Consider the following 26,757-nt stretch of genomic DNA (forward strand, 5'->3'; position numbering starts at 1 on the left):
GTAGCTACGCCCCCAATCGGGTGAGCAGATTCGAAAGGGCATCGACCGCATTGATTTTCGCGGTGATATATTCATCTGGTCGACACTTGGCGTTGTTAATGTCACCCAGCGCTTTCTCGGTTCCCGCCAGGTAGACCCACGATACGCCGGCGCCTCGCGCCGCCCCCACCACGTCGGCGGCCTCGTCCTGATAGCGCAAGTCTGTGCCACAAACAACCACCACCATCGACGACCCGGCCATGAAACCAGCCTGCGCGACGGCTTGCACGACACCCGGTGCGTCCACTGATCCTGGGTTGATCGCCGCTATGCCGCCCGACGCCAGCAGATTCGTCGCGAACGTCGCCCGAATGTTGTGCTCAGCCAGCGGGCCCAGCGGCAGCAACAACACCTGCGGACGTGCACCGGTGCGGGCCAGATAAGCATCCGAACGATCCCGCAACGCTTCGAAGCCGGCAGCGTAACGCAACAGGTTTCCCGCAGCAGTCGCCGAAACAGGCGAACCGCCTTGCAGTAAAGCAGGCTCAGCTAAGTTCGGATATTCGTTGACACCGGTGATCGCGGTACGGCGATGCGCGATGTCGTCGGTACGGCGTGCGGCTGTTTCGTTGATCTGGCCGGCAAGGTAGTCACCGGCATCGACGAACCCACCGTAGGTCTCGATAACCTGAAAATGCTGCCAGGCCCGCTGAGCCAGTTGTTCGGTGAGGTTCTCGACGAACCAAGACCCTCCAGCTGGATCCAACACCCGGCCGACGTGTGACTCTTCCAACAGCAGCAGCTGGGTGTTACGGGCGATCCGACGCGCGAAGCTGGCCGCGATGCCGAGAAAGCCACCGGGAATCGCCACGTCGAACGGGAACACCAATACGGTGTCGGCACCACCAACGCCTGCACCGAACGCGGCCACCGTGCCGCGCAGCATGTTCACCCACGGGTCGCGCTGAGTCATCATCGGCAGCGACGTTTCTGCGTGCACAACTGTCGCGCCGCCTTCGGGGTCCCCCACAACCTCTGCGACACGCGCCCACAGTTGACGCATCGCCCGTAGCTTAGCGATGGTCAAAAACTGATCGTCGTCGGCAGCTAACCGAAAACTGATTTGCCGTAGCGCCTCGCTGACCGGCATCCCAGATTCGATGAGCACCCGCAGGTAGGCCACCGCAGCCGCAATCGCAGCAGCGAGCTCCCACGTCACGCTGGCCCCCAAATTGTGGAAAGCAGGCCCGTCGACGGTTATCGTCCGCACGCCACGGTCACCGGCGACCCGTGCCGCGACTGCAACCACCTGCTCGATCGACGGTGCCGGACGACCGCTCAGCGACGCGGTCAGCGGGTCGGCACCCAGATCGATCGATAGCATTGTGCGCCGACTCGAGTCCAACTGGGCCACTCGAGCCAACACCGCATCGCAGGCTTCGACGTAGTCAGCGCCCGCGTCAAGGATCACCGGGACCAAGTCCACGTACACACCGAGCAGCAGGCTGTCCAGCTGCCCAGGCGCTACCCCGGACTTGCCCACCCGGATTTGCAGCGCGCTGACCCCCTCCGCTAGCGCAGCCAGTATTGCCGTGTTTCCGGCCGTACCCTCGTCGGCAACCACAGGGGTGGTTGCCGACGAGGGTACGGCCGGAAACACTTCGGCAACCTTCCAGCCGGAATTGACATCGCGTAACGCGTCGCCACCGCGACGATAAGGCCATTCTCCTGGCAACGACGGTTCCAGCAGCTCGTCGAACGCGGTGTATAGCGGCCGGATGGCGAACCCGTCGTAGGTAGCAGTATCCAGCAGCCGCTCGGGCTGATCACCGAACGTGGCGGGGTCTCTCCGCATGCTCCTCGAGAGCACATCAGCGACCGCACTTCGCCACCGCCCGCGAATCTGTTCCAGTTCGGCGAACTCGGGTACATCTAGGGACACCGACTGCTCCTATTTACCAGCACAATTAGCGAGCCCTTGATGCAGGGCTTCAAGGATGCCATTCGATTTAGTTAAGGCTAATTGATCGCGGCGATCGTACAGTGCCACAATGAAGCAAGTCGGTAGCTCGGCGGCGAAACGCCAGCCATAAGAAACTGAATTATTGCTCTGCGCCCCTTGGGGTCTTAGCAGACGTGACGAGGGCCGCTAACTGTAAAATAGTCAACGAGCTGCACAATTGTACCAGTACGCAGGACGCGGCCAAGCTTCAAGTGTCCTGGCCGCGGATCATCGCGACCGTGGTTGGAATCACAGTTCTGGCTGCGTTGACGATGCGGGTTCCGGCACTCACCACTGCGCAGTTACGCGAGTGGGCGACATCGCTGGGCTCATGACTTCCGCTAACGTTTCTGATGATCGCCCACACCGTCGTCACGGTGGTGCCCATCCCCCCACACGACGTTCACTCTGGCGGCCGGGCTACTGTTTGGCCCAGTCAGTCGATGTGCTGATTGCGGTGCTGGTGGTCCGATGGCCGGGTGGCAGCTGCATCTCCTGATTCGGCACCAAAGCGGTCGGCATGGTGAATGAGCATCTGCAGGAGTGAGGCTGGCCCGCTGTGCTGTGGCTGCGGTTGATTTCTGCCATGCCTTTTCCACTATCAACAATGCCGCTACGTCTGCCGCACGGATACCACTCTAACACGTTGCCCACGCTGGATGGTCTGCTGCACAGCACCGCAGCTGTAGTGATCCTCGGCAACACGCTCGCTGGTTACGTGGGCCTAACACGATATATACACAATATATCTGGTATCATTATGTACAGGCGCCTTGGGTATGGCGGAACTGATCGGCGAGATCCGCCGCTATCAGCAACACCACAACCGCACATCGAATCAGAGCTCCTGCGAGGACCAACACGCCCCCGAACCGGCCGTCAGCCGTTAACCGACCGGTGCGGTGAACGCGTCTAAACACTTATAGGCAACGCCCTAATCGCGCTCCTCTCAGGATCAGCACGGCCGGACGCCAGCCTGGAAAAATTATGCGCCGCTAGGCTTCTAGTGCAGAAGAAACACCCATACACAAAGCCTGTCAAGGAAACTCAGGGCGCACATCTGGCTGTTCGTCAACTGGCTGGTAAAACATCGTCTCGGCTTTGGCGACCGCTTGAGCGATCGCCGGATCGGTCTCGATAGAGAACCAGTCCGCGACTTCGGTGTCGTCTTCGGCGGCAGCATGCTTGGCAACCTGATCTGAAAAGTCAACAGGGGACGGTTGGAACCGAAATACCCCGTCTTCACCCGGGGTGCCCAGTAGTTTGGTGAACCCTTGCAACGCCGTGCTGAAGTCGCTGGGGACCACCCACACCTTGTTGGCGTCACCACGCGCTATCTGCGGCAACACCTGCAGGTACTGGTACGCCAGCATTTCCGGAGTCGGCCTGCCGGCTTTGATCGCAGCGAACGTCTTCTCGATGGCCTTGGCCTGCCCCTGCGCCTGCAGATAGGCCGCGGCACGCTTACCCTGAGCACGCAGCATCCGCGACTGCCGGTCGGCCTCGGCGGTCAGAATCGCGGCCTGCTTGGCGCCCTCGGCGGCCAAGATCTGCGCCTGCTTGTTGCCTTCGGCCTGCTTTATGGCCGCCTCCCGGGCGCCTTCGGCGGTCAGGATCATCGCCCGCTTCTCCCGGTCGGCCTTCATCTGCTTTTCCATCGAAGCCTGGATCGACGGCGGTGGGTCGATACTGCGCAACTCCACCCGGGCCACTCGTAGTCCCCAACGACCAGTCGCCTCGTCCAGCACAACCCTCAGCTGAGCGTTGATCTGATCACGGGAGGTCAGAGTCTGCTCCAGCGTCATGCCACCGACGACATTGCGCAGCGTGGTCGTGGTGAGCTGTTCAACCCCAACAATGTAATTGCTAATTTCATACACCGCCGCCTGCGGAACGGTGACCTGGAAGTAGACTACGGTATCGATATTTAGGGTCAAGTTGTCCTCGGTGATCACCGGCTGCGGCGGAAAGGACACCACCCGCTCCCGCAAGTCTACTCGAGCGCGAACACGGTCAATAAAGGGCGCCAACAAGGTCAGCTGCCCGCTGACGGTACGGCTGTATCGACCTAGCCGTTCGATTACCGCAGCTTCGGCTTGTGGAATCAACGCAATCGACTTGGCCACCACAACGATGGCAAATATCGCCAGAACGGCGAGCAACACCAGACCTGCCACCACACCTTGCACTGGGGTTCCTTTCTTCGCAGGGTTCTACCGACGCTCTTACCCGTTCCTAAACACCATCGCCGTGGCGCCGTCGATGTGCACGACAATTACCGACTCGCCGGCTTCATACACATCGTCGTCGTTCAACGGGCGGGCCGTCCACACCTGACCGTCCAGCTTGACCTGACCCTCATTGCGGGCAACGCGATCAAGCACCAGGGCGGCCCTGCCTTCTAGCGCCTTTATGCCCAGCTGTGCTCCCAGGGCGGGCGTTAACCGCCGCACCGCAGGCCGAACCAACGTCAGCAGCAGAACCGAGACGATCAGGAACACCGTCCCGTCGGCCCAGATTGGCCAATCCGTCAGCCAGCTACTTACGGCCGAGGCCAGCGCACCACCGCCGAGCATCAACAAAAACATGTCGCCCGTTAGCACCTCCGCACCGGCCAGCACCAGCGCGAAAATCAGCCAAACCAGCGCGACAGGCATGCGGCCAGAATACGCGCAATCGGCCTTCTTGGTGCCGAACAACTACACTGCGAAATCATGTGGTGTCCCAGTGTTTCGCTGTCCGTGTGGGCCAACGCCTGGCTCGCCGGGAAGGCTGCGCCCGACGACCTATTGGATGCGTTATCACTTTGGGCGCCAATGCAATCAGTTGCCGCATATGACGCCGTCGCGGCCGGCTATACCGGACTGCCGTGGCCCGACATTCACGATGCCGGAACGGTCTTGCTGTTACAAACTCTGCGTGCCGCAGTCGGCAGGCCGACGAAGTCGACACCCAATGACCCACATCGGTTGCGTGGGACGATAAATGTGGTACTGCCGGTGCCTGGCGACGTGCACGGGCTGGCTACGGGCACGCAATTCGAGCATGATGCCCTAGCTGCGAGCGAGGCGGTGATCATCACCAATCCGCACGATTCCAGAACCGCCGTCGGACTCGTCCCGGAGTACTCCTACAACAATCCCGAGCAGGACACCGACAGCGAAGATACACGTCTCCCCGAATTGTCTGCGCTATCTTGGATAGTGTACTCACTACCCGGCGTACCCGCGTTCGGCCATCACAAACTGGACGATGCCGAGTACGCACTGCGATCCGCAGTACGTTCTGCCGCCGATGCGCTCGACACCATCGAGCTAAATGGCACGACAGCCAACATAACCGATCCGCGGGGACTTGTCGAACAATTGCTGGAATCCTCACGGCAACACCGAGTTCCCGACCACGCGCCATCACGTGCATTGCGGGTATTGGAAAACGCGGCTCACGTTGATGCGATCATCGCGGTAAGCACCGGCTTAACACCAGTCGGAACTCACTCCTCATTGTCCGACATCGAGATCGCCAGCAATGCGCTGCGACCGCTCACCGCAGTGGTACGGTCGGCAAGGATGGCCGCGGTCAACGCAATCCTGCACTCGGCCTGGCCCGACTGACTGCACCGCGCCATAAAAATCCGCGCCAGACTCTACCTACGCAACACAGTGTGGTAGACTACACGGCACACCATTGATGCTGGCCAAGCAACCCGGCACCGGATCGGAGTCATTCACCCGAACGGGCACGCGGCTGTGCGTGAGCTCGTCTATCAACCCTGCGGCCAGCCGAGCGAACCGCCGATCGGCGTTGGGTGTGGCAGCTCGGGCGAACGCGATGCCTGCCGCTTCGGCTTGAGATCGCAATTCGTGATCTAAATCCCACACCACCTCAATATGGTCAGCGACGAACCCAATAGGACAGACGATAACGGCTTTGGTGCCGACAGCCGCCAGCTTAATGAGTTGATCGCCAACATCGGGCGCTAGCCATGGAACGTGCGGAGGCCCCGATCGAGACTGCCAGGTCAGGTCGTAGTCAGTATATCCAGCACCGGCCGCGACGAGTCTTGCAGCATAACCGACTTGGCGGCTATAGAGAGCAGGACCGCAGCGTCGGTCGGTGGCCACTGGAACCGAATGCGCGGTGAACACCAGCCGCGCCTCGCTGCGCAACGCAGCGGGCAAGCTGGCGGCGGCCGCTATGATGGCGTCGACGAACATCTCGACGAAAAGCGGATGGTCGAAGTAGGGCCGCAATTTAACCAGTTTGGGCGCTTCCGTCCCAGCGCACCGACGAGCACGGGCAATGGCTTCAACATACTTCGTGCAGCCGGAATAGCCACTCCACGCCGACGTGACGAACACAGCAGCACAGCGAACACCATCGTCTCGCATGGCCACAACGGAATCTTCTATGTAGGGTTCCCAGTTACGGTTGCCAAAATAGACGGGCAGGCTCAGCTCCGCTTGCAGCTCATTGACCAGGGCTAAGTTGATCCCATTGATTGGTGACACTCCACCGAAATGCAGGTAATGCTCGGCGACTTCGTCAAGACGTTCGGGTGGTACGTCTCGTCCCTGGGTGATGTTCTCCAGAAACGGCCGCACCTGCTCGGGTCCCTCTGGCCCGCCGAAGGACAGCAATAGGGCTGCTTCGAAAATCATTGCCGTTTAGAGTAGTTGGGTACTAGCGCCGCCGTCGGCGTAGATGATGGTACCGGTAGTAGCCGGCAACCACTCAGACAGTAGCGCACACACCGTCTTAGCAACTGGCGTGGGGTCCTTCATGTTCCAGCCTATCGGGGCACGCTGATCCCAACCCTCCTCGAGCAGCTGCATCTGGGCACCAGCCTCCTCACCGAGTGCACCACCGACGATAGCGCTCATAGCCAGTGTCCGGATAGGACCCGCCGCAACGAGATTGGAGCGTACGCCGTACTTTCCGGCCTCGCGCGCAACAAAACGATTGACCGACTCCAGCGCGCTCTTGGCCACCGTCATCCAGTTGTAAGCAGGCATGGCCCGGGTCGGATCGAAGTCCATGCCCACGATGGAGCCGCCAGGGTTCATGATCAGCAGCAGCGCCTTGGCCAACGAGGCGTACGAGTACGTCGAGATGTGGATACCCTTGGAGACGTCCTCATAGGGCGCATCGAAGAACGGGTTGATGCCCATCCCCGTCTGCGGCATGAAGCCGATCGAGTGCACCACGCCGTCGAGCTTATTACCTTCGCCGATCTCGGCCATCACCCGCTCGGCGAGCGTGGCCAAGTGCTCTTCGTTCTGCACGTCGAGTTCGATCAGCGGCGCCTTGTCTGGCAGCCGGTCGGCGATGCGCTGAATTAGCCGCAACCGATCGAATCCGGTCAGCACCAACTGCGCCCCCGCTTCCTGGGCTACCTTGGCGATGTGAAACGCGATCGACGACTCGGTGATGATCCCGCTAACCAGAATCCGTTTGCCTTCGAGCAGTCCTGCCATGTCCGTCCTTGTATGTGTTCGATACTGTCTCAGTGGCCCATACCCAGGCCGCCATCGACCGGGATCACCGCGCCCGAGATGTATCCAGCATCCTCGGATGCCAGGAAGCTGACGACACCGGCGATCTCTTCGACCGCGCCGATTCGCCCCAACGGAATTGCTTGCAACGCGGCTTCCTGGTATCTCGAGTCCATGGCACGGGTCATCTCAGTGTCGATGAAGCCGGGAGCCACGATGTTGGCAGTGATCGACCGCGAACCCAGCTCGCGAGTCAACGACCGGGCCATCCCGATGAGGCCCGACTTGGATGCGGCGTAGTTCGCTTGCCCGGGTACACCGCTAAGCCCGACGACCGATCCCATAAAAATGTAGCGACCGAACCGCCGCTTGATCATGTTACGTGACGCCCGCTTGGCGACCCGAAAGACACCGGTCAGGTTGACGTCGATGACTTTCTGGAATTGCTCCTCACTCATCCGCATGATCAGCATGTCGAACGTTACACCAGCGTTGGCCACGACCACCTCCACCGGCCCCTGGTGTTCCTCAACTGCTTTGAAGGCAGCATCGATGGCATCGTTGTCGGTGACGTCGCACTCGACACCGAAAAACCAGTCAGGGACGCCGGACGCCCGGTGGGTCACCGCCACCCGATGCCCATCAGCGACCAGGCGGCGCGCCACCGCCAACCCGATCCCCCGGTTTCCGCCAGTGACCAGTACTGAACGAGACACGAATGCGGGTTTACCCCTTTCAGGGGCTGCTGGGACCTTGGCAGCGGCGTCAGTCACCCCGCCAACCTATCGCCTCACCGCGGTCAATCCGACATCGGCTGGTCTGACACTGACGCAAATGTACAAAAACTAAGTCGGCAGCCGGCGGTTGATCAGCAGCGCCGTCAGCGCCGTCAGCGCCAGCACCAGGACACCCAGCCGCAGCCAGCCCGCGCTGGCGTCACCCTTGATGGTCTCGTAGCCGATCTGCTGCTGCAGTGACGCATAAACGGCTTTTAGTTCCGCTAAGGTCGCCGCATTATACGAGTTCCCACCGGAGAGCTGGGCGACCTTCTTCATCGTCTCGTCGTCGACGGGCACCGGCTGACGCTGACCGTTAATCTCAACGAAGCCGTACGCGGTACCGAACGAGATCGTCGAGATTGGCACGCCCTGGTCCTTGGCTGTGCGCGCAGCAGTATAAGCCCCCTTGGGGTTGTCCGGGTTGGTCGGCATCGTCTCCTTGCCGTCAGAGAACAAAACGATACGCGCCGGTGGTGGCATGTCACCGCCGCCGATCACCGCACCGACGGTGGCGATGGCCTGCAACGCGGTAAAGATGGCCTCTCCAGTAGCGGTACGGTCGGCGAACTGCAATTTGTCGAGCGCGTTCTTGGTGGCGTCCCGATTGGTGGTTGGTGACACCAGCACCGTTGCCGTGCCCGCGTAGGCAATCAGTCCAAGATTGATGCCTGGAGTCAGCGCGCCGGCAAACTGTTTCGCAGCCTCTTGCGCCGCAACCATCCGATTGGGTTCGACGTCGGTGGCACGCATCGACTGCGATACGTCGATCACCAGCATGACCACCGCGCGGTTACGTGGAATCCGAACGTCGTTCGTCGGCCCCGCCATCGCAATGGTAAACAGCAACAACGCCAACATCAGCAGAATCGCGGGCACGTGCCGCCATTGAGCAGTTCGTTTGGGAGCGACGCTTTCCAGCAGCTGCATGTTGGCAAACCGCAGCATGCGTCGCTGGCGTGTCACCTGCATCACGACGTAGAACGTGGCTAGCCCAAGAACAATAAGGATGAACAGAAAAAACCACGAGTGTTCGAAACCGGACAGCGACATCGGCCCCAGCAACGGCAACGTCATAGCCAACCCGCCTTAAAAGGTGCGAACGTGTGTGCCACATCAGTCACTGGCGTCTCGCCAATGCCCCACGCCGACGGGATTCGACGAAACGGACGATGTCAGCGATCCAGTCCCGGTCGGTGCGCAGCGACATTAGCGGTGCTCCACAATTGCGCAAGCTGCGGGAGACATCGGCGCAGTGAGCGGCGGCGGCCCTCGCAAAGTCGTCACGCAAAGCTGCATCAATGGTGAACTCTCGGGTGACACCAGTTTCGGCGTCCTGCAAGACAACCTCGCCAATGTCGGGCAGTGCTACATCGCGGGGGTCGAGCACCTCGATACCGAGTACCTCATGCCGGGCCGCAATCGCGCGTAGCGGGCGCATCCAGTTAATCGGTCCTAGGAAATCGCTTATAATCACGGCCATTCCGCGGCGGCGTTCCGGCCGGCGCAGTGCGTCGATGGCAGCCGTCAAGTCGCCACGTACCCCGACCGGCGCCTTAGGCGTGGTAGCGATGGTGCGCAACAGCGTCTGCTCATGTTGGCGTCCGGAACGTGCCGGTACCCGGGCCATTCTCGCGCCGTTGCAGATCAGCGCTCCGAGCCGGTTTCCGCCACCACTGTTGAGAAAGGTGATCGCCGCCGCCGCCGCCACCGCCAAGTCACGTTTCTCGCAGATGGTGGTGCCGAAGTCCAGGCTGGCCGACATGTCGATCACCATCCAGGTCTCTAGTTCACGGTCAGCTATCATCTGCCGAACGTGCGGGTGGGTCGTGCGTGCGGTGACCGCCCAATCCATACGGCGGACGTCGTCGCCAGGCTGATACTCGCGCGACTCTCCCGGCTCTGATCCCGGGCCCGAAATCAGGCCGAGGTGGTCACCATGCAGGACACCGTCGAGTTTGCGTTTGACTATGAGCTCGAGTGTCCGCAACGCCGCCGATAGCTTCAGGTCGTCGATCTGCCCGCGCTGCATCGACGGCGGGTGGAGCGCCCCTGGCCTCGCGGCGGGGTTTGGATCGATCACCGACCGCTGGCCGCGACCGCGGCTTGCATCACCGGAGATATCGATTGGCCTTGCTGCGGAACGGCATTCACCTGTGGCAGGGCAACCGTCTGCAGAACACGGTTGATGACAATTTCCGGGGAGATTTCGTCGGCAAGCGCGTTGTAGGTTAGCACCAAGCGGTGCCGTAGTACGTCGGGAATAACCTCGATGACGTCCTGCGGGATCACGTAGTCGCGACCCCGCACCAAAGCCAACGACCGAGATGCCTTGATGATGCCCAATGAAGCACGTGGGGATGCGCCGAACGAAATCCACGTCTTAACGTCGTTCATGCCCAGCTGCTCGGGGTGACGGGTGGCGGTTACTACGCGCACCACATAGTCAACCAGCGCATGGTGAACAAAGTTGTTGGCCGAAATCTCCTGCAGCCGCAACAGATCGCCAGGATTCAAGATCTGTTTGGGCACCGGTGGGGTGACACCCATCCGGTAGATAATCTCGCGCTCCTCCTCGGACGAAGGGTAGCCAACGTTGATCTTGAACAGAAAACGGTCGCGCTGCGCCTCGGGCAACAAATAGACACCCTCGTGCTCGATCGGGTTCTGCGTCGCCATTACCAGGAACGGGTTGGGCAGTGGGAACGTCTTGCCCCCTATGGACACATGGCGTTCTTGCATAACCTCCAGCAGCGCCGACTGCACCTTCGCCGGGGCCCGGTTAATCTCATCGGCCAGCAGGAAGTTAACCACCACCGGGCCAAGCTCGGTGTCGAATTCTTCCTTGCCCTGCCGATAGATACGGGTGCCAATGATGTCGGTGGGCACCAGGTCGGGGGTGAATTGGATGCGCGCGAAGGTCCCACCGACTACCCGCGCGAAGGTCTCCACTGCCAGCGTCTTGGCCACACCGGGCACACCCTCGAGCAGGACGTGTCCTTTGGACAACAGACCGACTAGCATCCGCTCAACGAGTTGGTCTTGGCCGACGATGATTCGCTTAACCTCGAAAAGTGCACGCTCCAAGGTGTGCACTTCGGCAGCCAACCCGTCAACGCCATCCGGAAGAGCCTCATGAACCTTCGGGCCTGATTGCCCACCCGGGTCCGAACAACCGTCGGCGCCCACGGGCAACCCTCCTGCTGATGTCATCACGCCCCTTTCTCGGCTCAACAGATAAAGCTCAATCGGACACGGCCAAAGATCACGGCGTGCCCGTGTTCAACTATTCCAGGCCTCGTGGATTCCGTCGACGCCGCGGTTCCGTCGATCAACCCCCAGTCTTTGAACGAGCCGGAACGGCCCGAGGTGAGGCCACCCCAGCCGAACAGCAACTAGGGACAAACCACGTCGGCCCAGACCACCAGCTTGGCAACGCACCGAATCAAGACTCGATGATCCGCGTCACAAACGGCGTCATACCAGCCTCACGCACCGGGCTGACGGTGACTTTGCCGGCGCTGCTAGATGCTTCCAACATCTGACCGTTGCCCAGATACATGGTGACATGCTGACCCCCACCCGGGCCGTAAAAGATCAGGTCACCGCGCTTGGCCTGGTTGGGAGAAAGGTGGCGACCGGCATTGTATTGATCACCGGAAAACCGCGGGATCAGCACGCCGACGCCAGCGAACGCGTATCGCATCAGACCCGAGCAATCGAAACCGGTAATGTTGGCGCCGTCGCCGACCCCCTTGCTAGGACCATGCAGCGAGCCGCCGCCCCACGAATACGGCACCCCCATCTGTGCCCCACCCCGCTTGATCACGTACTCGATGGCCTGACCACCGTAGACCCGCGGAATCCGGCCTCCCGGGTTGCTGGGTGTGGTCGCGGCGTTGGAAGGATCGCCACCGAGATTGATCCCCAGCCTACCCAAAAATTGCTTACCCAGATCGAGCGTGGTCTGGGTTGCCTGAGCGGTGACCTGCAGCGAAGCGTTGGCAACAGCGAGCGGATCTCCCGGGGCCCCCGCACTCACCGCTGCTGGCAATGTCGGATCCCACTGCCCGGGGTCCGCCGTAGCAGGTATCGTGACAACGGTAATCATCCCGGCCACCATCGCGGTGAGCACGACCAGATTGGTCATGCGACAATTCTTGTGGCGCATAGCTCCTCGTTGATATTCAGCCTCGTTTAGTATTCGATGTAGCGGACCACATACGGGGTCATGCCGCTGGTACGCACAGGTGCAACACGAACCCTCAAGCCGATGTCCGGAGCCTCAAGCATCTGGCCATTGCCGAGGTAGATCGTCACGTGCTGGCTGCCGCCCGGGCCATAGAAGATGACGTCGCCGCGGCGCATCTGAGCAGACGGGATCTTGCGGCCCAGGTTGTACTGAGAGCCCGAGTAGTGCGGCAGCCGGATACCCACCCCGGCGAACGAATACAAAACCAGCCCCGAACAGTCGAAGCCAGAAATCCCAGCGCCTGAGTCGATTCCCTTACTCGGGCCAGCCGCGTTGCCACCACCCCAGGAGTAGGGCACACCGACCTGCGATATTCCGCGACGTATCACGTATTCGGAGGCCTGCCGTCCGTAAACCCGCGGAATACGTCCCTGCGTCGAACCAGTCGGGGCGTTGGTGATACCAGTGTCGGTCGGTTTCAAGATACCCAGTTGCTGCAAGAAGTTGCGCCCCATGCTGGCGGTGACCTGCGCCGAAGTCGCCGCATACCCCAATACCTGGTTAATCACCGCGATAGGGTCGCCCGGGATGTTGGCGCTGGGGATCTGCGGCAACGTGGGGTCCCAGCCGTCCCATTTGCGGCCTCCGGCCGGGCCAGCTGAAGCTGGCGAATCGGGTTCCCACCGGTCGCCGAACGGTGGCTTGCCGGGCCCGCCTACCCCTGCCGCCCATGTTGCGGCCTCTAGTTGGGCCACTTCGAGCTTGGCCTGAGCCTCGTCACGCTCAGCAGCCAGGCGATTGACTGCGCCCCGCTGCTCATCAAACTTGCGCTTGGCCGCGGTGAACGCAGCCACCGCAGCATCCATGCTGACCTTTGCATCGTCAGCGGCCCTATCGGCCTTTTGCTTGGCCAGCCGCGCAGCCGACTCCTTGTTCACCTGCTCGATTCGAGCCCGCTGCAGATTGGCCATGACCGCCTGGGAACTGGCGGTCAGCATCCTGGCGGCGGTCTCGGTGACAATAATGTCGTCCGGGCTGGTAGCAGTCAGGTAGCTGCCCGACGGGCCATTCATATATGTGGCGGCAGCGAAGCGGTCAAACCGATGCTGAGCAGAATCGATCGCCGCATTCGCGTCCTTGACTGACTGCTTGCTGATCTCGAAGTCGTGTTCGGCCGCTACCGCGTTGTCCCGGGCCATCTCCACACTGACCATCGCCTTGTTAACACTTTGCTCTTCGGTCTTGATGGCTGCGCCGAGATCGTCTAGGCGCTGGTTGGCCTTGGCGACGTCGGCAATCAAGGTGCCTAAGCTGTCGACACCCGGATCAGCGGTCGCCAACCCCGGTAGGCATACCAGCAGGGCAGCACTCACGAGTGACAGAATGGTCGGCCGCACAAACCGTGCGGTCGGTGGCGCAACAGAGCCACAGCGGGGCCGTTTCATTCGACTCGGATCTCCTAGTGGCTCAACACGGACGGACGGCGCCAACCACTACTTTCACGAAACACCGATGACAACATGAGCATTAGTCGCACCGTACGTCACATCTGACGCTGAGGAAACGCAAGTCACAAACTGCACTCTGTACGTGCGATTACTGTGACCAAACAGTGATCTACTGGGTTTGCCGTAACACGCGCCACGGCCAGGGTGACCACACTGGAAGAACCGTACTTAGCTGGCTAGTCGGCCCGATTCACGTTTTCTGCCAAGGTATCGGCGGAGTCTGCTGATGTTACTGATCGCTTGCTGCGCATCTGCATAAACCTAGTGCCAACGGCTGTCGCAAGTACCCCAATCAACAATACGATGGTCAACACGGTCCAAGGAAACTCGGAGACATTTAGTTCACCCAGGAAATTCTGCGCGGACTGCACGGGGTTGCCGGTCTTGGAGACATCTTCGCCCGCCTCCAGCGTAACACGCGGGTAATGCGTGCTGTAGCTGCCGACGTAGTTAGGACTAAGCGTGAGGACCGTGACATCTGGGTAGTCGGCGCCAACCACGGTGGCAATATCACGCAAAGGCGTATCGTTCGGGAGGTCATAGTCGAGCAACACGATCTTGAGGTTGATGCCCTCGGCCTGCGCATGGTTGACCACCTCGAGTAATCCCGGCATGGCGACCGGTGATGCACTAACGCCGGTCGCGGCGACCTCAGACTTGACCACGGTTATATCGACATCTTGCGGAATGTAGATCGCTAGCATGGGGATCGTCTGAGGTTGTTGGACGACAACATTTTGCCCGTTCATCAATGTCTCCCTCCAATCGTTTCGTATCCCAGTGCTATAAGCACCGTACGCGACACTCGACGTAGAGATTGCCGTGAGGGCTGCAATTTGTTGTCGCAACAATGAAAAGTGGCAGCAATATTGCTGAAGCATAAATTGAGGAGATGGGGGTCAACACACGCCTCGCGCGACAAAACTGACACAGGTACATGCCAACGCAATGCAGGACAAGCGTACTGTTAACGTGGCAGCGCGCCGTCAACACGGCCCGTCAACGGGCGAATGTAATCCCAGGGAGTTGATGTGAGTAGCCAAGATTCGATGAACTCGTTTTCAGCCCGCGACACACTGAAAATCGGTGACAATAGTTACCAGATCTACCGGTTGGACGCCGTCTCCAATACCAAAAAACTTCCGTACAGCCTCAAAGTGCTCGCCGAGAACCTACTACGCAATGAAGACGGCAAGAATATCACCAAAGACCACATCGAAGCGATCGCGAACTGGGACAGGCAGGCGGAACCCAGCATCGAAATCCAGTACACACCGGCCCGTGTCGTCATGCAGGACTTCACCGGCGTGCCGTGCATCGTCGACTTAGCCACGATGCGGGAGGCCATCGGGGATCTCGGCGGCAACCCGGACAAAGTCAACCCACTGGCGCGAGCTGACCTGGTGATCGACCACTCGGTGATCGCCGATCTGTTTGGCCGCGCCGACGCGTTCGAGCGCAATGTCGAAATCGAGTACCAGCGCAACAGCGAGCGCTATCAGTTCCTGCGGTGGGGACAAGGCGCGTTCAACAACTTCACAGTGGTACCACCGGGCACCGGCATCGTGCACCAGGTCAACATCGAATATCTGGCGAGTGTCGTGATGACTCAAGCGAATGCCCAGGGAACAATAGTGGCATACCCCGATACCTGTGTAGGCACCGACTCGCATACCACGATGGTCAACGGTCTCGGTGTCCTAGGCTGGGGCGTGGGTGGCATAGAAGCTGAGGCCGCCATGTTGGGTCAGCCGGTATCGATGCTGATCCCGTGGGTGGTCGGCTTCAAGCTGACCGGTGAAATTCAGCCGGGTGTTACAGCCACCGACGTCGTGCTGACTGTCACCGAGATGTTGCGCAAGCACGGTGTCGTCGGCAAGTTCGTCGAGTTCTACGGCGAGGGCGTGGCCGAGGTACCGCTGGCTAATCGCGCCACTCTGGGCAATATGAGCCCTGAATTCGGTTCCACTGCAGCAATTTTTCCGATCGATCAAGAGACGATTAACTACCTGAGGCTCACCGGGCGCACGCCTGAGCAAGTTGCCCTGGTCGAGGGTTACGCCAAAGAGCAGAGCATGTGGCACGACCCTAAGCATGAGCCGGCATTCTCCGAATACCTCGAACTAAACCTCTCCGACGTGGTGCCGTCGATCGCCGGACCGAAACGTCCGCAGGACCGAATCTGTTTGGCGCAAGCCAAGTCCACGTTCCGCGCGCAAATTCCCAAGTATGTTGGTGGTGGTGGTTCGTTCCACAACCAACATTCGAAGTTGGACGAGGTAGTCGAAGAGACATGCCCAGACAGCGACCTGAGGAAGCTGTCGTTCACCAACGACGATGAGATGGTAATACAATCCGCGGCCGCTCATGCAAATGGCCGAATAAGCAACCCGGTGCGCATCAAGGCACAAGAACGCGGTGAGTTCGTGCTCGACCACGGCACGGTGGTGATCGCCGCAATCACATCGTGCACCAACACCTCTAATCCTGAGGTTATGTTGTGCGCGGCGTTGCTTGCCCGCAACGCCGTTGAACAGGGACTGGCCTCCAAGCCATGGGTGAAGACCACGATGGCGCCGGGCTCGCAGGTGGTCAACGACTACTACGAACGGTCCGGTCTGTGGCCGTATTTAGAAAAACTCGGCTTCTATCTGGTCGGCTACGGCTGCACCACGTGTATTGGTAACTCTGGCCCACTTTCCGAGGAGATTTCGAAAGCGATCAACGACAACGACCTTTCGGTGGCCGCTGTGCTGTCGGGAAACCGAAACTTCGAGGGTCGCATCAACCCCGATGTGAAGATGAACTATTTGGCCTCGCCACCGCTAGTGATCGCCTACGCGCTAGCCGGGACAATGGACTTCGACTTCGAAAGCCAGCCGTTGGACACAAATAAAAACGGCAAGGCTGTCTACTTGAAAGACATCTGGCCCTCGCAAAAAGACGTCACCGACACCATCGCCTCGGCGATCAATCAGGAGATGTTCATCAATAACTACGCCGACGTTTTCAAGGGCGATGAACGCTGGCGTAACCTGCCAACACCAAGCGGCAATACCTTTGAGTGGGAACAGAATTCGACATATGTGCGCAAGCCTCCCTACTTCGAGGGAATGTCTGTGGAACCCAAGCCAGTGCGTAACATCACGGGAGCGCGAGTGCTGGCGCTGCTGGACGACTCGGTGACCACCGACCACATCTCCCCCGCTAGCGCCATCAAGCCGGGTACCCCAGCAGCACAATACCTCGACGCGAACGGCGTCGACCGCAAGGACTACAACTCCTTCGGGTCGCGTCGCGGTAACCACGAAGTCATGATCCGTGGCACATTCGCCAACATCAGACTGCGCAATAGGCTGCTGGACGACGTTGCCGGCGGGTACACCCGCGACTTCACCAAGCCCGGCGCTCCGCAGGCGTTCATCTACGACGCGGCACAAAACTACGCGGCAAAAAACATTCCACTGGTGGTGCTAAGCGGCAAAGAATATGGGTCCGGATCATCGCGCGACTGGGCAGCCAAGGGCACATTGCTGTTAGGAGTGCGTGCGGTAATCGCCGAGTCGTTCGAACGCATCCACCGCTCCAACCTGATTGGTATGGGCGTTATCCCGCTGCAATTCCCGCAGGGCGAGTCGGCTTCGTCGCTCGGGCTGGACGGTACCGAAGTGTTCGAGATCAGCGGTATCGATGTGTTCAATAATGGCAAGACACCAAAGACGGTGCATGTCAAAGCCAGCAAGGCCACCGGAACCACAGTGACGTTCGACGCGGTGGTGCGCATAGACACCCCCGGTGAGGCCGACTACTATCGCAACGGCGGAATTCTGCAGTACGTGTTGCGCAGCATACTGAAGTCGAGCTAATCCATTACCCGTGCCCAAAGTCAGTGAAGACCATCTGGCGTATCGTCGCCGTCGAATCCTCGACGGCGCCCGCCGTTACTTTGCCGAATATGGCTATGACAAGGCCACCGTAGGTCGACTGGAACAAGCAATCGGAACATCACGCGGCGCGACCTTCCATCATTTCCGGAACAAGTACACAACTGTTTTTCGCCTTGGTCCACGAAGATGCCGAGCGGATGGCCGATGTCGCGGCACGCTCAGGTCTGATTCAGATGATGCGCGACATGCTCGCCACACCCGACCAGTTCGACTAGCTGGTCACCAGGTTGGAAATCACCCGAAAGTTGCGAACCGACAGAGCATTCAGTCGCGAATGGGCAAAATACTCCGCGGAGTTGACCGCGGCGACAACGGATAGACTGCATCAACAAACAGAGGCCGACCGGGTGCGTGACGATGTTCCGAGCTACGTACTGCAATGCTACCCAAACCTGGTTGTGGATGGATTGCTAGCCCGATTGGCGTCCGGAGAAAATCCGCAGCGGCTCGGCGCGATCCTGAACTTAGTAGAGAACTCGGTGCGCCGCAGGTAAATTCTGCCGGTGGTGAAACCACAAGCTGGAGAGCACCGACCACTTGCGGGGGGAACGGCACTGCAATCACGGGGACAGGATCTCGCAGTGACGCTACACTCGTGGCTAGCCCACCAGCAGAACTAACGTGGCCGAGCGCGGTGGTTGAGACCGGCCACAACTACGCATTGTGGTGCCCGACTCGCGCATCATGCGGTGAATGGGGATCTGTATGACTTGCCGGTGGTGGCCACCGGGCTGAGGATACTGGCCCCCACCCCCATAGGCATGCCACAATTCATCGCACGCCTTCTTCGGGTTCCTAATCACGCCTCCACGCCCTAAGTTCATAGCGTATAGAACCCGTCGGCCGCTGCGGGGCCACTTTGGCTGAAAAGGCCTGCACGGTCGGCCTTCAATCGATCAGGACAATTCAATGAGATCTTGATACTCGTCGGACCAATAGTCTTCAGTGCCGTCAGGCAGCAGCACGACGCGTTGCGGATCCAGCGCCTTTGCCGCTCCGGGGTCGTGCGTTACCAATACCACTGCACCCTGATAACTACACAACGCATCGAGCACCTGCTTGCGCGACGCGGGATCGAGATTGTTGGTCGGTTCGTCGAGTAGTAGCACGTTAGCCGTGGACGCCACCAGGCCTGCGAGTGCGAGTCGGGTCTTCTCACCACCGGAAAGGGTGCCAGCCAGTTGGTCGAGCTGTGGGCCGCTGAACATGAAAGCGCCGAGCAGGCCGCGCAAATCCTGTTCGCCGGACTCGGGTGCAGCGTGCCGGATGTTCTGCCAGACGGTGTCTTCGTTATCGAGCGTGTCATGTTCCTGCGCGAAATAGCCGATCCGCAAACCGTGTCCAGGTTCCAGCCTGCCGACGTCGGGCTTCTCGACGCCGGCCAGCACTCGCAACAGCGTGGTCTTGCCGGCGCCGTTGAGGCCCAGCACGACCACTCGCGAACCGCGGTCAATAGCCAGATCGACACCAGTGAACACTTCAAGGGAACCGTACGTCTTGCTTAATCCCCTGGCAACCAGCGGCGTGCGCCCGCACGCCGCTGGTGTAGGAAACTTGATCTGAGCCACCTTTTCGACGACCCGTTCCTCGTCGAGTGCTGCCACCATTCGATTGGCTCGACGCAACATATTTTGAGCCGCAACCGCTTTGGTTGCCTTAACACCCATCTTGGCGGCTTGCTTCCGCAAAGCAGTGGCCTTGCGTTCAGCGTTGACGCGTTCTCGGCGGCGGCGCTGCTCGTCGGTGGCCCGGGAGTCGAGGTACTGGTGCCAGTCCATGTTGTAGACATCAACCTTGCCGAGCACGGCGTCCAGGAACCACACACGGTTGACGACATCAGCGATCAACTCGACGTTGTGGCTGATCACTACCAGTCCACCGGTGTGCGAACGCAAGAATTCTCGCAGCCACCCAAGCGAGTCGGCATCGAGGTGGTTGGTTGGCTCATCGAGCAGGAGCGTGGTTCCCGAACCGGAAGCACCGGCTCCTCGTTCGGATGCTGCGAACAGAATGCGCGCCAGCTCTACCCGACGGCGCTGACCTCCCGACAAGGTGCGCAACTGCTGGACCAGTACCCGTTCAGGCAGACCTAGACTCGCGCATATCCGGCCAGCTTCACTTTCGGCGCTATAGCCTCCCAACGCAACGAATCGCTCCTCGAGCTGGCTGTAGCGACGGATTGCACGGTCACGCACATCGTCGTCGGCTATCTCGGCCATCAAAGCCTGCTGCTTTTCTAGATCGGTTAGCAGCACGTCCAACCCGCGGGCGGACAGCACCCGTTCTCGGGCTAACACGTCAAGATTGCCCTCTTTGGGATCTTGTGGCAGGTAACCAATCTCGCCGGTCCGAGTGACCGACCCGGCATAGGGTTCAGTTGCCCCTGCCAAAATGCGCAGGGTGGTGGTCTTGCCTGCGCCGTTGCGTCCAACCAGACCAATGCGGTCGCCGGGCTGCACGCGTAAGTCCGGACCGTCGGGTGAGAGCAAGATGCGCGCACCAGCCCGGACCTCAAGGTCCGTGGCCGTGATCACATTCGGCTCTCCTTGTGTTGATCATCGTCACTTGTCTTCGGTAAACACTGCCGGCCGCTTCTCTACGCCCTCCGACCAACCGCTTCTTCAACGTTGGCGGTGAGTTAGCCGAACGAAAAGATGTCCCAGACCCTTGGCCTGCATGTAGCTTCTTAGGGTAGCGGCGTCTAGTCCACTCCAGGGTTGTGCGTTTGGTCAACTCAATTCTTAGCCGGAAGAACGCCGCGATCTGCGCAGCAATCACGTGCCAGGCGTCTAACAGCTGCTCGTCTAGCACTTGGCAGGACACCAGGACGATCCGTTCGGCCTATTCGGGGACAGTACTGCGACCGGCCAGCATGATGTCGACCGCACGCGAGGATCCAATGTCACGGGGCAATAAATAACTAAGCCCCAGTTGGCTGACAATTAGCCGGTTGTTAATGCTCGCGGCCCAGAGTAGAAGGTGGCGGAGACCACCCGGACAGCAGCCGCCAATGCCAAGCTTAGCCCACCACCGATGGCTGGACCATTGACCGCGGCGATCACCGGTTGATGCAAACTGGCGCAGCGTCAAGATAACGTCGTCGAGAAGCTCTATGGAGCGCAGCGCATATGTCGTCCGGGTTAATCCGTCGACGTACGGCCCCGCTCCCGCGGACTTGCGATCAGCACCCGACGAACAACCTCTGCCTGCCCCGGTCAACACGATCACTCGCACCGAATTGTCGTAAGTGACATTCTCGAGCGCGCTTGAACGGCACCATGGATATCAAACGGCATTGGAGTTCATCCGTTCCCGACCGGTTGAGGGTTATTAACGCGATACCCGGCCACAGGTGGTCAACAAGTACGAAAGGCACCGTTGACAATTAACGCGTCAGGCGTCCGCCCACGGTAGCATGATGAATTTACACCAGCTCCGCTCACACACGTTCTGGTTAGACCTGTTCGGCTGGCGTAACCCCATACTCGTAGTCGGAGACGTCGAAGGCCTTAATTTGTTGCACCAAATCCAAGTACTCCGGCACCGCCGGCGACAGGCCCCAACGTGGCTAAACATCAGCTTACCCTTCTTGAAGGCTATCAACGTGGGGATGAATCGGATCTGGGCTGTTGATGCCAGTTGCCGTTCGGCATTGGTGTCTACTTTTAAGTGCGCGATGTCAGAGTGCTTCTCCGACTACGCGTGGAACATCGGCACAAACGCTCGACACACTGCACACCAGGACACCCAAAAGGCGACAAGCACCATGTCGTTGCCATTGCTGGTTTCGTGTTTAACTGTTCAGCAATAAGGTCCCGTCTAGTCCAACGTCGCGCCCCGACGCTGTGTTCTCGGACCATTCACCACCTCAGCACACATGTCAGACGCCGCAGCCCGCCATGACCGGTTGGTGGACAAACCCATGCCGCTGAGCACCGTCGACCTTTCGTGACTGGCCATACCCAGCGGCAACCGGTGACTGCCCAAACAAATCCCACAACACCAAACGGTGATAAAGGCGGTCGCGATCGCCAGACTGACGGTCACGACACGGTGGGCCCATCGCGCTAACCCGATAATCGGGATAGTATGAGATTTATAACGGACGGTGATACCGTAGGCGGTTTTGAAGCGCGAGGTCGGCCTTGGCGCCCACCGCGACGGACACGTAGGCAGCAGCCATAGTGGAAGCGTCGTTGACACCGACGATGAGCGCGGTGACCTGCGACAGCTTGGGTAGCGAAACCACCGGCCCGTCGGAGCACGGTACTACAGCCTGCGAATGCTCGAATCCGACTGCCAAGCCGAGCAATTGGCAAACCACCGACAGCGTTACGGGAGATTTGCCGCGCAACTGGCTGAAGTTGGAATCATCGCATCCGGCACCTTCATCCAGCTCAGCACCCACTGCAGCACACCCAACTGCCGTTTACACACCAACCCGCCCCAGCTCCACAGCCCCCTACCACCAACGGACAACCAAGGTGGCCGGCAAGACCGTCACACCCGACGGCTCACCGACCGCAATGACGCGCTCTACACCGAATGGACCGTCAACAACCAGCGGATCCGTCAACTACATCACACAGATATGTGCAATCAACGATCGTGCAGCTAAACTCATCCTCCTCCCCGACAGCGCAACCTCGGGTTAAAAGTCAAGCGTAGAGCGTGGCCGATAGGTTAGGCTGACGCCATAATGCTGGCCAAGAAGAGGTTGGCACAACGCTTAAACCTAGTGCTAGAGATGGTGATGTTATTCAGCCAGAGCGACCGACTCACCCAGAATTCCGCTTACGGCTCCTAGCTGCTCAGGCAAGTCTCGTATAAGACCAGCAACATCGCCGCCAGACGCATTCAAGTCATCTTAGCCGTTTTCATCGCCGAGGCGAACCTGACCGGAATCGCCGTCGTCGTGCGGCCAGTGACAGTGGACGTTTCCAAAGCGAACGTGTTTAACTAAGCGCCGTTGTAGATCACTGTTGTGGCCGTCCCCGCCTACATCGTCCCGGCGATCGTTCTAAGTACCTAAGTGGATTACCCGGCGAAGCATGATCACGCTGCGCTGGAACAGCAAAATATAGCAAACTCTGCCCCGCCGACAAGCGCAACATCTTCCTGGCTCCGTTGTGGATGGTGATCGCCTACCTGATTCTGTGGAGATTAGAGGCAAAACATACATGCTCACTCTACGTACTGGCCAACCACATGTTCATTCCGCGGTTCCTCTTTTCGGTGAACGCTTCAGGTGTCTTAGTCGCCAGCAATTGCTTTCTGCATCACTAAATTCGCTCTACGCCTGGTGGCTACCCAAGCACTCGAGGCAGGAGACCCCCACGACAGATAACTGCAGGCATATGGTCCGGACCATCATGGTGCGGCTGCTCGGTTCAGACGTTTCTGCAGTAAGCAGCGCCCTGATGATGATCTCCCAGACACTGATACACAATCTCATCACAACCCTGCTCGGGTTCAGAGTGCTGCTCATGTCAACAACAACACTGTATCTGCGGATTCATCCGAAGTCTAATGTAAAACCTGGCCTGGTAGACAGCGACACCGGTGCGGGGGTGGTGCGCACGGCGCTTAAGCGCGTGAAAGAGTGCGACCTGGGGTCGGGTATACGCCGAGACCGAACTTGGTGAACTGCAGCGTAATTTCAACACGATGGTCGACGGTCTGCGTGAGCGCGAGCGGGTGCGTGATCTTTTCGGCCGCTATGTCAGGCGCCCAGTCGCCGCTGCCGAACGCAAACGACCAAAACTGGGCGCAGCTGAACACCACGTCGCCGTCACTTGCGTCGACATCGTCGGCTCCACGCAACCGGCTACCAGCAGCCAGCCTGCGGCCAACATCGTCAAACTACTCCATCGGTTCTTCGCGATCGGCTGTCGAGGAAGTGGACGCTGCAAAGGGTTTACTATACCGCGTTTTGTGTGGACGTGTTCTCCCCCAGCATCCTGGGCCGGCCGGTGATGACCAGCAAGATCGCGGTGCTTGGTCACATCGGTGCTTGATCAGGCACTGCTCACCCGCTATTGCACATAGCTCCGTGTCCCTATAACGGGTTTGATTCACCACGTAGACACAAGGGGAAAGCGGGAAGTCGGTATACGTCGATCAGCGTTCACCGAGGCGCTGCACGAGGCCGGTATCGTCGGGTCCATCAGCAGTGACCGCGACTTTTTGTGCATCGGTTGTGGGGTTCGGGCTGTAGGACGGTACAAATCTGAGTTAATCGACTAGCGTCCAACCTTCACCGGTCGCGTCGAACTAGAACGGGACACCGCCTCCTGAGTGCACTGGCACAACACGATCAGACTCCACCTCATCAATCCCAATACCGACCACCAGTCGCATACGAACAGCGCTACCATCAGACAGTCACCCCGACCGAAATGACATGAACCGATAATCTCCGACAACACCAGAACAGTTCAACATGTCATGTGTGGTGCACGCCGAAATGAAGAAAGATAGTCAAGGTCAAGTTTCGATCGCCCAGATTTGATACGGATCGATTGTTGTCACCCCAGGAAAAATGTGAAGGCCGAAGTCACGCAAGGAACCATCGGCAGATTCTAAATGAGGTCCCTGCGAACTAGCTCTTACGATGGAAGCGATCCGCCGCTCTTGGCTTTGGCGCGGGTCGTTCACACCAGACAATCGTGACCGTGTGGGTCTGAGGCGGCGGAAAGTGAATGTTTGATGCACCTAGCTGACCGACTTTGACCGTCCACACTTGCACCGAGCGGTCGATGCACATCCTAGCTACCCTGGTTGGTGAACCACAGGACCGCTAGATTGGCGCTGAGCTCGCCGAACCCATAGACACCAACGTAGCCGTCATCACTCCCAGCCCAAGACGCCGCCGTTGCGAGGTAGGCAACGTGTGTCATGTCGGGAACAAGCGCGAACGGGTCTGGTGTGACGGCCGGCTGGCCAGGCGGTAGCTGACCGCCATAGATCACCCGATGCAAGCGCTTGTCCCATCTTGTCCCATGAATTATCAACGCACAATCGTGATTCGGTCATCAACAGCCAACAAGTGCCGACGCTTGCCGCACTTGGCGAGCAATAATAAATGTTATCGGCAATTGCTGACGACAGTATTGTATAATTGTTGACGACAGCGACATTGCCCTGTGAAGGTGCCTCTTGGTCACAGTCGATCGGTTGGCCACCGGATCCGACAGCCACCGCTATGATCACGTTGGTGGGTGCCAGGTCAGCAACCGCCAATATCCTCCTGATGCGACAATCGCCAGCGTCATCAGGGCAATCGGCATTACGACCAGTCGCAATATACTGTCCCACCGGGCATGCGGCTCCAACCTCCTCCGTCACTGAATTGGTCCAACTTGTCCTTCCTAAGCCAGGTGTCGGCATGCACAGATCTAGCAACAGCAGGTACATGAATCGCTAAACATCATGCCGTGCGCTCTTTGCTTACCTAATAAATCGACTGCTGTTGGTCTAGCGGCAGTCGCAATCGCAGCAGGGTCCTTACGTTCTACTGCCGCTGTAGTGCCCCTCCGAGGATGTCGAGGCCAAGTGATCGGCTACTGTGGAGCAAATTATCCGCAGATAGAGGTCGTCTTTACCCGCGGCCGGCTGGCATAACCAGGAACAAGCCATACTCGACAATGCATTATATCAACAGGGCACTCATCAACACGCTAGAATCCAAAGCCAAAGGTAAAAAATTGGCGCATACACCGTGAAGTACCTCGCCGATACGGAGGTCGACCGTAGACGCCAATAAGATGAGCCGACACATCGAGTACATGGTCGGTGGTTGTCTCGAAACTCGACTGGTACTGGGATGGCTACTCACGGGATGCGGCGGGCACCAATGTGGTGTTCACGGTACCTATCGCGGCGTTTGATTTTGACCAGCACCTCTCGGCCGGTGCCGATCAGCACATTGATTGCCGCCGTCACGTTGTTCGACAACGGGAGCCAATGTATGGGTCCGATCACGGACTTCAACCCGCTCTACGAGGACAGGAATATAGAGTTGTGCCACAGCACCGATCCCGTCTCGTACCCGGCTGACCCGCACACCTGGCAAGACAATTGACCACAACATCTCGCGAATGCGTACGTTCAGGCAGTTGTGGTCAACCAGGACGCCGACTTCGTGGCCAGCTAGTTTTGGGCGGCTCATCCGCACGTCGCGTGTGGCAACAATACACCATGCACCCGCTGCCGCGATCAGTCTCGCATGGGTAAGCACGAGTTGGTCAACGTGGCGAATGTACACCACGACGGTTAGTGTCAGCTCGGGTCTGACGTCGAGCTAGCTACATCTACTAGCACGTTGTTACACAGCCTGATTCAAATCAAGGTTCGAAGTTCTGCAGTTGGTCAGCTCGACCTATATGCACTGCTGCTGGACTTAAAGCAACATCGCTACTACCAACCATGCGGTTTCATATGCGGACAACCGCTTGAGGACAACCTGTCAACGTCGACACCGGGCAAATATTTAAGCCAGTGTATTTTCACGCTGGTTCACACCCTGAATTTTCGGACAACAGGGCCGAGGTCACCCCCGTACGGCAACGCGCTGTCAGTCCAGGAAAGAAGGATGGCAGCGTATCGCTCCGCTGCGTTGCTGTGCATGCCGCTGAACGGCGGCCCAAGCCCGATGCAATTGAAGGAAAACCACCGTTGCTCCTGACATATTCGTCACGATTGCTAAACTTCTCCCAGGCCAAAGAATTGTTCTGTAATGCTTGCGTTATCCACACCACGTGATGCTAAGACTGTCGCCAGCCCGGAATACCTAGTAAATCTGCACAAATTTTGTCATGTTGAGAATTATCCATGAATTAAGAATTCACTGGATCTCT

20 protein-coding genes and 4 pseudogenes are annotated in these 26,757 nt (G+C 59.2%); 4 read left to right on the forward strand and 20 right to left on the reverse strand.

Annotated elements, in window-relative coordinates; all coding sequences use genetic code 11:
- Positions 1 to 4 precede the first annotated feature (4 nt).
- From mutA to MLPF_RS10620, 4 genes are all read right to left on the reverse strand, one after another.
- Entirely contained in the window at positions 5 to 1,921 is a 1,917-nt protein-coding gene (gene mutA / locus MLPF_RS10605; protein ID WP_045843403.1) for a methylmalonyl-CoA mutase small subunit, read from the reverse strand.
- 268 nt (positions 1,922 to 2,189) lie between these two features.
- Positions 2,190 to 2,369, reverse strand: a complete 180-nt coding sequence (locus MLPF_RS10610) for a hypothetical protein (protein ID WP_156147179.1) — start codon at positions 2,367 to 2,369, stop codon at positions 2,190 to 2,192.
- Positions 2,370 to 3,018: 649 nt separating this feature from the next.
- On the reverse strand, positions 3,019 to 4,170 hold the full coding sequence (locus MLPF_RS10615; RefSeq protein WP_045843404.1) for an SPFH domain-containing protein: 1,152 nt from the start codon (positions 4,168 to 4,170) through the stop codon (positions 3,019 to 3,021).
- Positions 4,171 to 4,206: 36 nt separating this feature from the next.
- Positions 4,207 to 4,638 carry an NfeD family protein gene (locus MLPF_RS10620; RefSeq protein WP_045843421.1) on the reverse strand — a complete coding sequence of 144 codons (432 nt, stop codon included), beginning with the start codon at positions 4,636 to 4,638 and terminating at the stop codon, positions 4,207 to 4,209.
- Positions 4,639 to 4,695: 57 nt separating this feature from the next.
- Here MLPF_RS10620 and MLPF_RS10625 point away from each other — a divergent pair, with 57 nt between their 5' ends.
- The gene (locus MLPF_RS10625; protein WP_045843405.1) at positions 4,696 to 5,595 is read left to right on the forward strand and encodes a hypothetical protein; all 900 of its coding nucleotides are present in this window, start codon (positions 4,696 to 4,698) and stop codon (positions 5,593 to 5,595) included.
- A gap of 36 nt (positions 5,596 to 5,631) precedes the next feature.
- On the opposite strand, the gene MLPF_RS10630 is transcribed toward MLPF_RS10625, so the two are convergent.
- The 9 genes from MLPF_RS10630 to MLPF_RS10670 form a co-directional block, all read right to left on the reverse strand.
- Complete coding sequence (locus tag MLPF_RS10630) at positions 5,632 to 6,642, reverse strand: ferrochelatase (protein WP_045843406.1); 1,011 nt, start codon at positions 6,640 to 6,642, stop codon at positions 5,632 to 5,634.
- 6 nt (positions 6,643 to 6,648) lie between these two features.
- On the reverse strand, positions 6,649 to 7,458 hold the full coding sequence (gene inhA, locus MLPF_RS10635; RefSeq protein ID WP_045843407.1) for an NADH-dependent enoyl-ACP reductase InhA: 810 nt from the start codon (positions 7,456 to 7,458) through the stop codon (positions 6,649 to 6,651).
- Between the two features lie 29 nt (positions 7,459 to 7,487).
- On the reverse strand, positions 7,488 to 8,249 hold the full coding sequence (gene fabG1, locus MLPF_RS10640; RefSeq protein ID WP_045843408.1) for a 3-oxoacyl-ACP reductase FabG1: 762 nt from the start codon (positions 8,247 to 8,249) through the stop codon (positions 7,488 to 7,490).
- A gap of 72 nt (positions 8,250 to 8,321) precedes the next feature.
- Positions 8,322 to 9,329: a VWA domain-containing protein gene (locus tag MLPF_RS10645; protein ID WP_045843409.1), complete on the reverse strand. Its 1,008-nt coding sequence runs from the start codon at positions 9,327 to 9,329 to the stop codon at positions 8,322 to 8,324.
- A 43-nt stretch (positions 9,330 to 9,372) separates the two neighbouring features.
- Positions 9,373 to 10,284, reverse strand: a complete 912-nt coding sequence (locus MLPF_RS10650) for a DUF58 domain-containing protein (RefSeq protein WP_045843422.1) — start codon at positions 10,282 to 10,284, stop codon at positions 9,373 to 9,375.
- 47 nt (positions 10,285 to 10,331) lie between these two features.
- The gene (gene moxR1, locus MLPF_RS10655) at positions 10,332 to 11,465 is read right to left on the reverse strand and encodes a chaperone MoxR1 (RefSeq protein WP_045843410.1); all 1,134 of its coding nucleotides are present in this window, start codon (positions 11,463 to 11,465) and stop codon (positions 10,332 to 10,334) included.
- 232 nt (positions 11,466 to 11,697) lie between these two features.
- Positions 11,698 to 12,423: an NlpC/P60 family peptidoglycan endopeptidase RipB gene (ripB, locus tag MLPF_RS10660; RefSeq protein WP_045843411.1), complete on the reverse strand. Its 726-nt coding sequence runs from the start codon at positions 12,421 to 12,423 to the stop codon at positions 11,698 to 11,700.
- A gap of 26 nt (positions 12,424 to 12,449) precedes the next feature.
- Positions 12,450 to 13,889, reverse strand: a complete 1,440-nt coding sequence (gene ripA, locus MLPF_RS10665; RefSeq protein ID WP_045843412.1) for an NlpC/P60 family peptidoglycan endopeptidase RipA — start codon at positions 13,887 to 13,889, stop codon at positions 12,450 to 12,452.
- A gap of 239 nt (positions 13,890 to 14,128) precedes the next feature.
- A complete protein-coding gene (locus MLPF_RS10670) occupies positions 14,129 to 14,701 on the reverse strand; it encodes an Rv1476 family membrane protein (RefSeq protein WP_045843413.1) in 573 nt (190 codons plus the stop codon).
- A gap of 300 nt (positions 14,702 to 15,001) precedes the next feature.
- Between MLPF_RS10670 and MLPF_RS10675 the strand changes: the two genes are divergently transcribed.
- Complete coding sequence (locus MLPF_RS10675; RefSeq protein ID WP_045843414.1) at positions 15,002 to 17,818, forward strand: aconitate hydratase; 2,817 nt, start codon at positions 15,002 to 15,004, stop codon at positions 17,816 to 17,818.
- Positions 17,819 to 17,828: 10 nt separating this feature from the next.
- A pseudogene (locus MLPF_RS10680) lies at positions 17,829 to 18,393 on the forward strand (TetR/AcrR family transcriptional regulator).
- Positions 18,394 to 18,795: 402 nt separating this feature from the next.
- On the opposite strand, the gene MLPF_RS10685 reads toward MLPF_RS10680, so the two are convergent.
- From MLPF_RS10685 to MLPF_RS10710, 7 genes and pseudogenes are all read right to left on the reverse strand, one after another.
- On the reverse strand, positions 18,796 to 20,433 hold the full coding sequence (locus tag MLPF_RS10685; protein ID WP_045843415.1) for an ABC-F family ATP-binding cassette domain-containing protein: 1,638 nt from the start codon (positions 20,431 to 20,433) through the stop codon (positions 18,796 to 18,798).
- 27 nt (positions 20,434 to 20,460) lie between these two features.
- A pseudogene (locus MLPF_RS17715) lies at positions 20,461 to 21,275 on the reverse strand (enoyl-CoA hydratase).
- 78 nt (positions 21,276 to 21,353) lie between these two features.
- A pseudogene (locus MLPF_RS10695) lies at positions 21,354 to 21,759 on the reverse strand (thioredoxin domain-containing protein).
- Positions 21,719 to 21,946, reverse strand: a complete 228-nt coding sequence (locus MLPF_RS15835; protein ID WP_045843417.1) for a hypothetical protein — start codon at positions 21,944 to 21,946, stop codon at positions 21,719 to 21,721. The pseudogene MLPF_RS10695 and the gene MLPF_RS15835 overlap by 41 nt, the downstream one beginning before the upstream one ends.
- A gap of 49 nt (positions 21,947 to 21,995) precedes the next feature.
- The gene (locus tag MLPF_RS15840) at positions 21,996 to 22,307 is read right to left on the reverse strand and encodes a hypothetical protein (protein WP_045843418.1); all 312 of its coding nucleotides are present in this window, start codon (positions 22,305 to 22,307) and stop codon (positions 21,996 to 21,998) included.
- Positions 22,308 to 23,485: 1,178 nt separating this feature from the next.
- Positions 23,486 to 23,722: a hypothetical protein gene (locus tag MLPF_RS10705; protein WP_045843419.1), complete on the reverse strand. Its 237-nt coding sequence runs from the start codon at positions 23,720 to 23,722 to the stop codon at positions 23,486 to 23,488.
- A 944-nt stretch (positions 23,723 to 24,666) separates the two neighbouring features.
- Positions 24,667 to 24,879: a hypothetical protein gene (locus tag MLPF_RS10710; RefSeq protein ID WP_236685092.1), complete on the reverse strand. Its 213-nt coding sequence runs from the start codon at positions 24,877 to 24,879 to the stop codon at positions 24,667 to 24,669.
- Between the two features lie 451 nt (positions 24,880 to 25,330).
- On the opposite strand from MLPF_RS10710, the pseudogene MLPF_RS10715 reads away from it, so the two are divergent.
- Positions 25,331 to 26,054: pseudogene (locus tag MLPF_RS10715) on the forward strand (cutinase family protein).
- The last annotated feature ends 703 nt before the right edge of the window (positions 26,055 to 26,757 follow it).

It is taken from the genome of Mycobacterium lepromatosis (assembly GCF_000975265.2).
In the GTDB taxonomy this organism is placed as follows: Bacteria; Actinomycetota; Actinomycetes; order Mycobacteriales; family Mycobacteriaceae; genus Mycobacterium; species Mycobacterium lepromatosis.

Bases quoted from the DNA above. Each gene is read 5' to 3' on its own strand.
- MLPF_RS10610 (WP_156147179.1), bottom strand. From the start codon at position 2,369: ATGGGCACCACCGTGACGACGGTGTGGGCGATCATCAGAAACGTTAGC.
- MLPF_RS10620 (WP_045843421.1), bottom strand. From the start codon at position 4,638: ATGCCTGTCGCGCTGGTTTGGCTGATTTTCGCGCTGGTGCTGGCCGGT.
- MLPF_RS10625 (WP_045843405.1), top strand. From the start codon at position 4,696: ATGTGGTGTCCCAGTGTTTCGCTGTCCGTGTGGGCCAACGCCTGGCTC.
- MLPF_RS10630 (WP_045843406.1), bottom strand. From the start codon at position 6,642: ATGATTTTCGAAGCAGCCCTATTGCTGTCCTTCGGCGGGCCAGAGGGA.
- inhA (WP_045843407.1), bottom strand. From the start codon at position 7,458: ATGGCAGGACTGCTCGAAGGCAAACGGATTCTGGTTAGCGGGATCATC.
- MLPF_RS10645 (WP_045843409.1), bottom strand. From the start codon at position 9,329: ATGACGTTGCCGTTGCTGGGGCCGATGTCGCTGTCCGGTTTCGAACAC.
- MLPF_RS10650 (WP_045843422.1), bottom strand. From the start codon at position 10,284: ATGCAGCGCGGGCAGATCGACGACCTGAAGCTATCGGCGGCGTTGCGG.
- moxR1 (WP_045843410.1), bottom strand. From the start codon at position 11,465: ATGACATCAGCAGGAGGGTTGCCCGTGGGCGCCGACGGTTGTTCGGAC.
- ripB (WP_045843411.1), bottom strand. From the start codon at position 12,423: ATGCGCCACAAGAATTGTCGCATGACCAATCTGGTCGTGCTCACCGCG.
- ripA (WP_045843412.1), bottom strand. From the start codon at position 13,889: ATGAAACGGCCCCGCTGTGGCTCTGTTGCGCCACCGACCGCACGGTTT.
- MLPF_RS10670 (WP_045843413.1), bottom strand. From the start codon at position 14,701: ATGAACGGGCAAAATGTTGTCGTCCAACAACCTCAGACGATCCCCATG.
- MLPF_RS10675 (WP_045843414.1), top strand. From the start codon at position 15,002: ATGAACTCGTTTTCAGCCCGCGACACACTGAAAATCGGTGACAATAGT.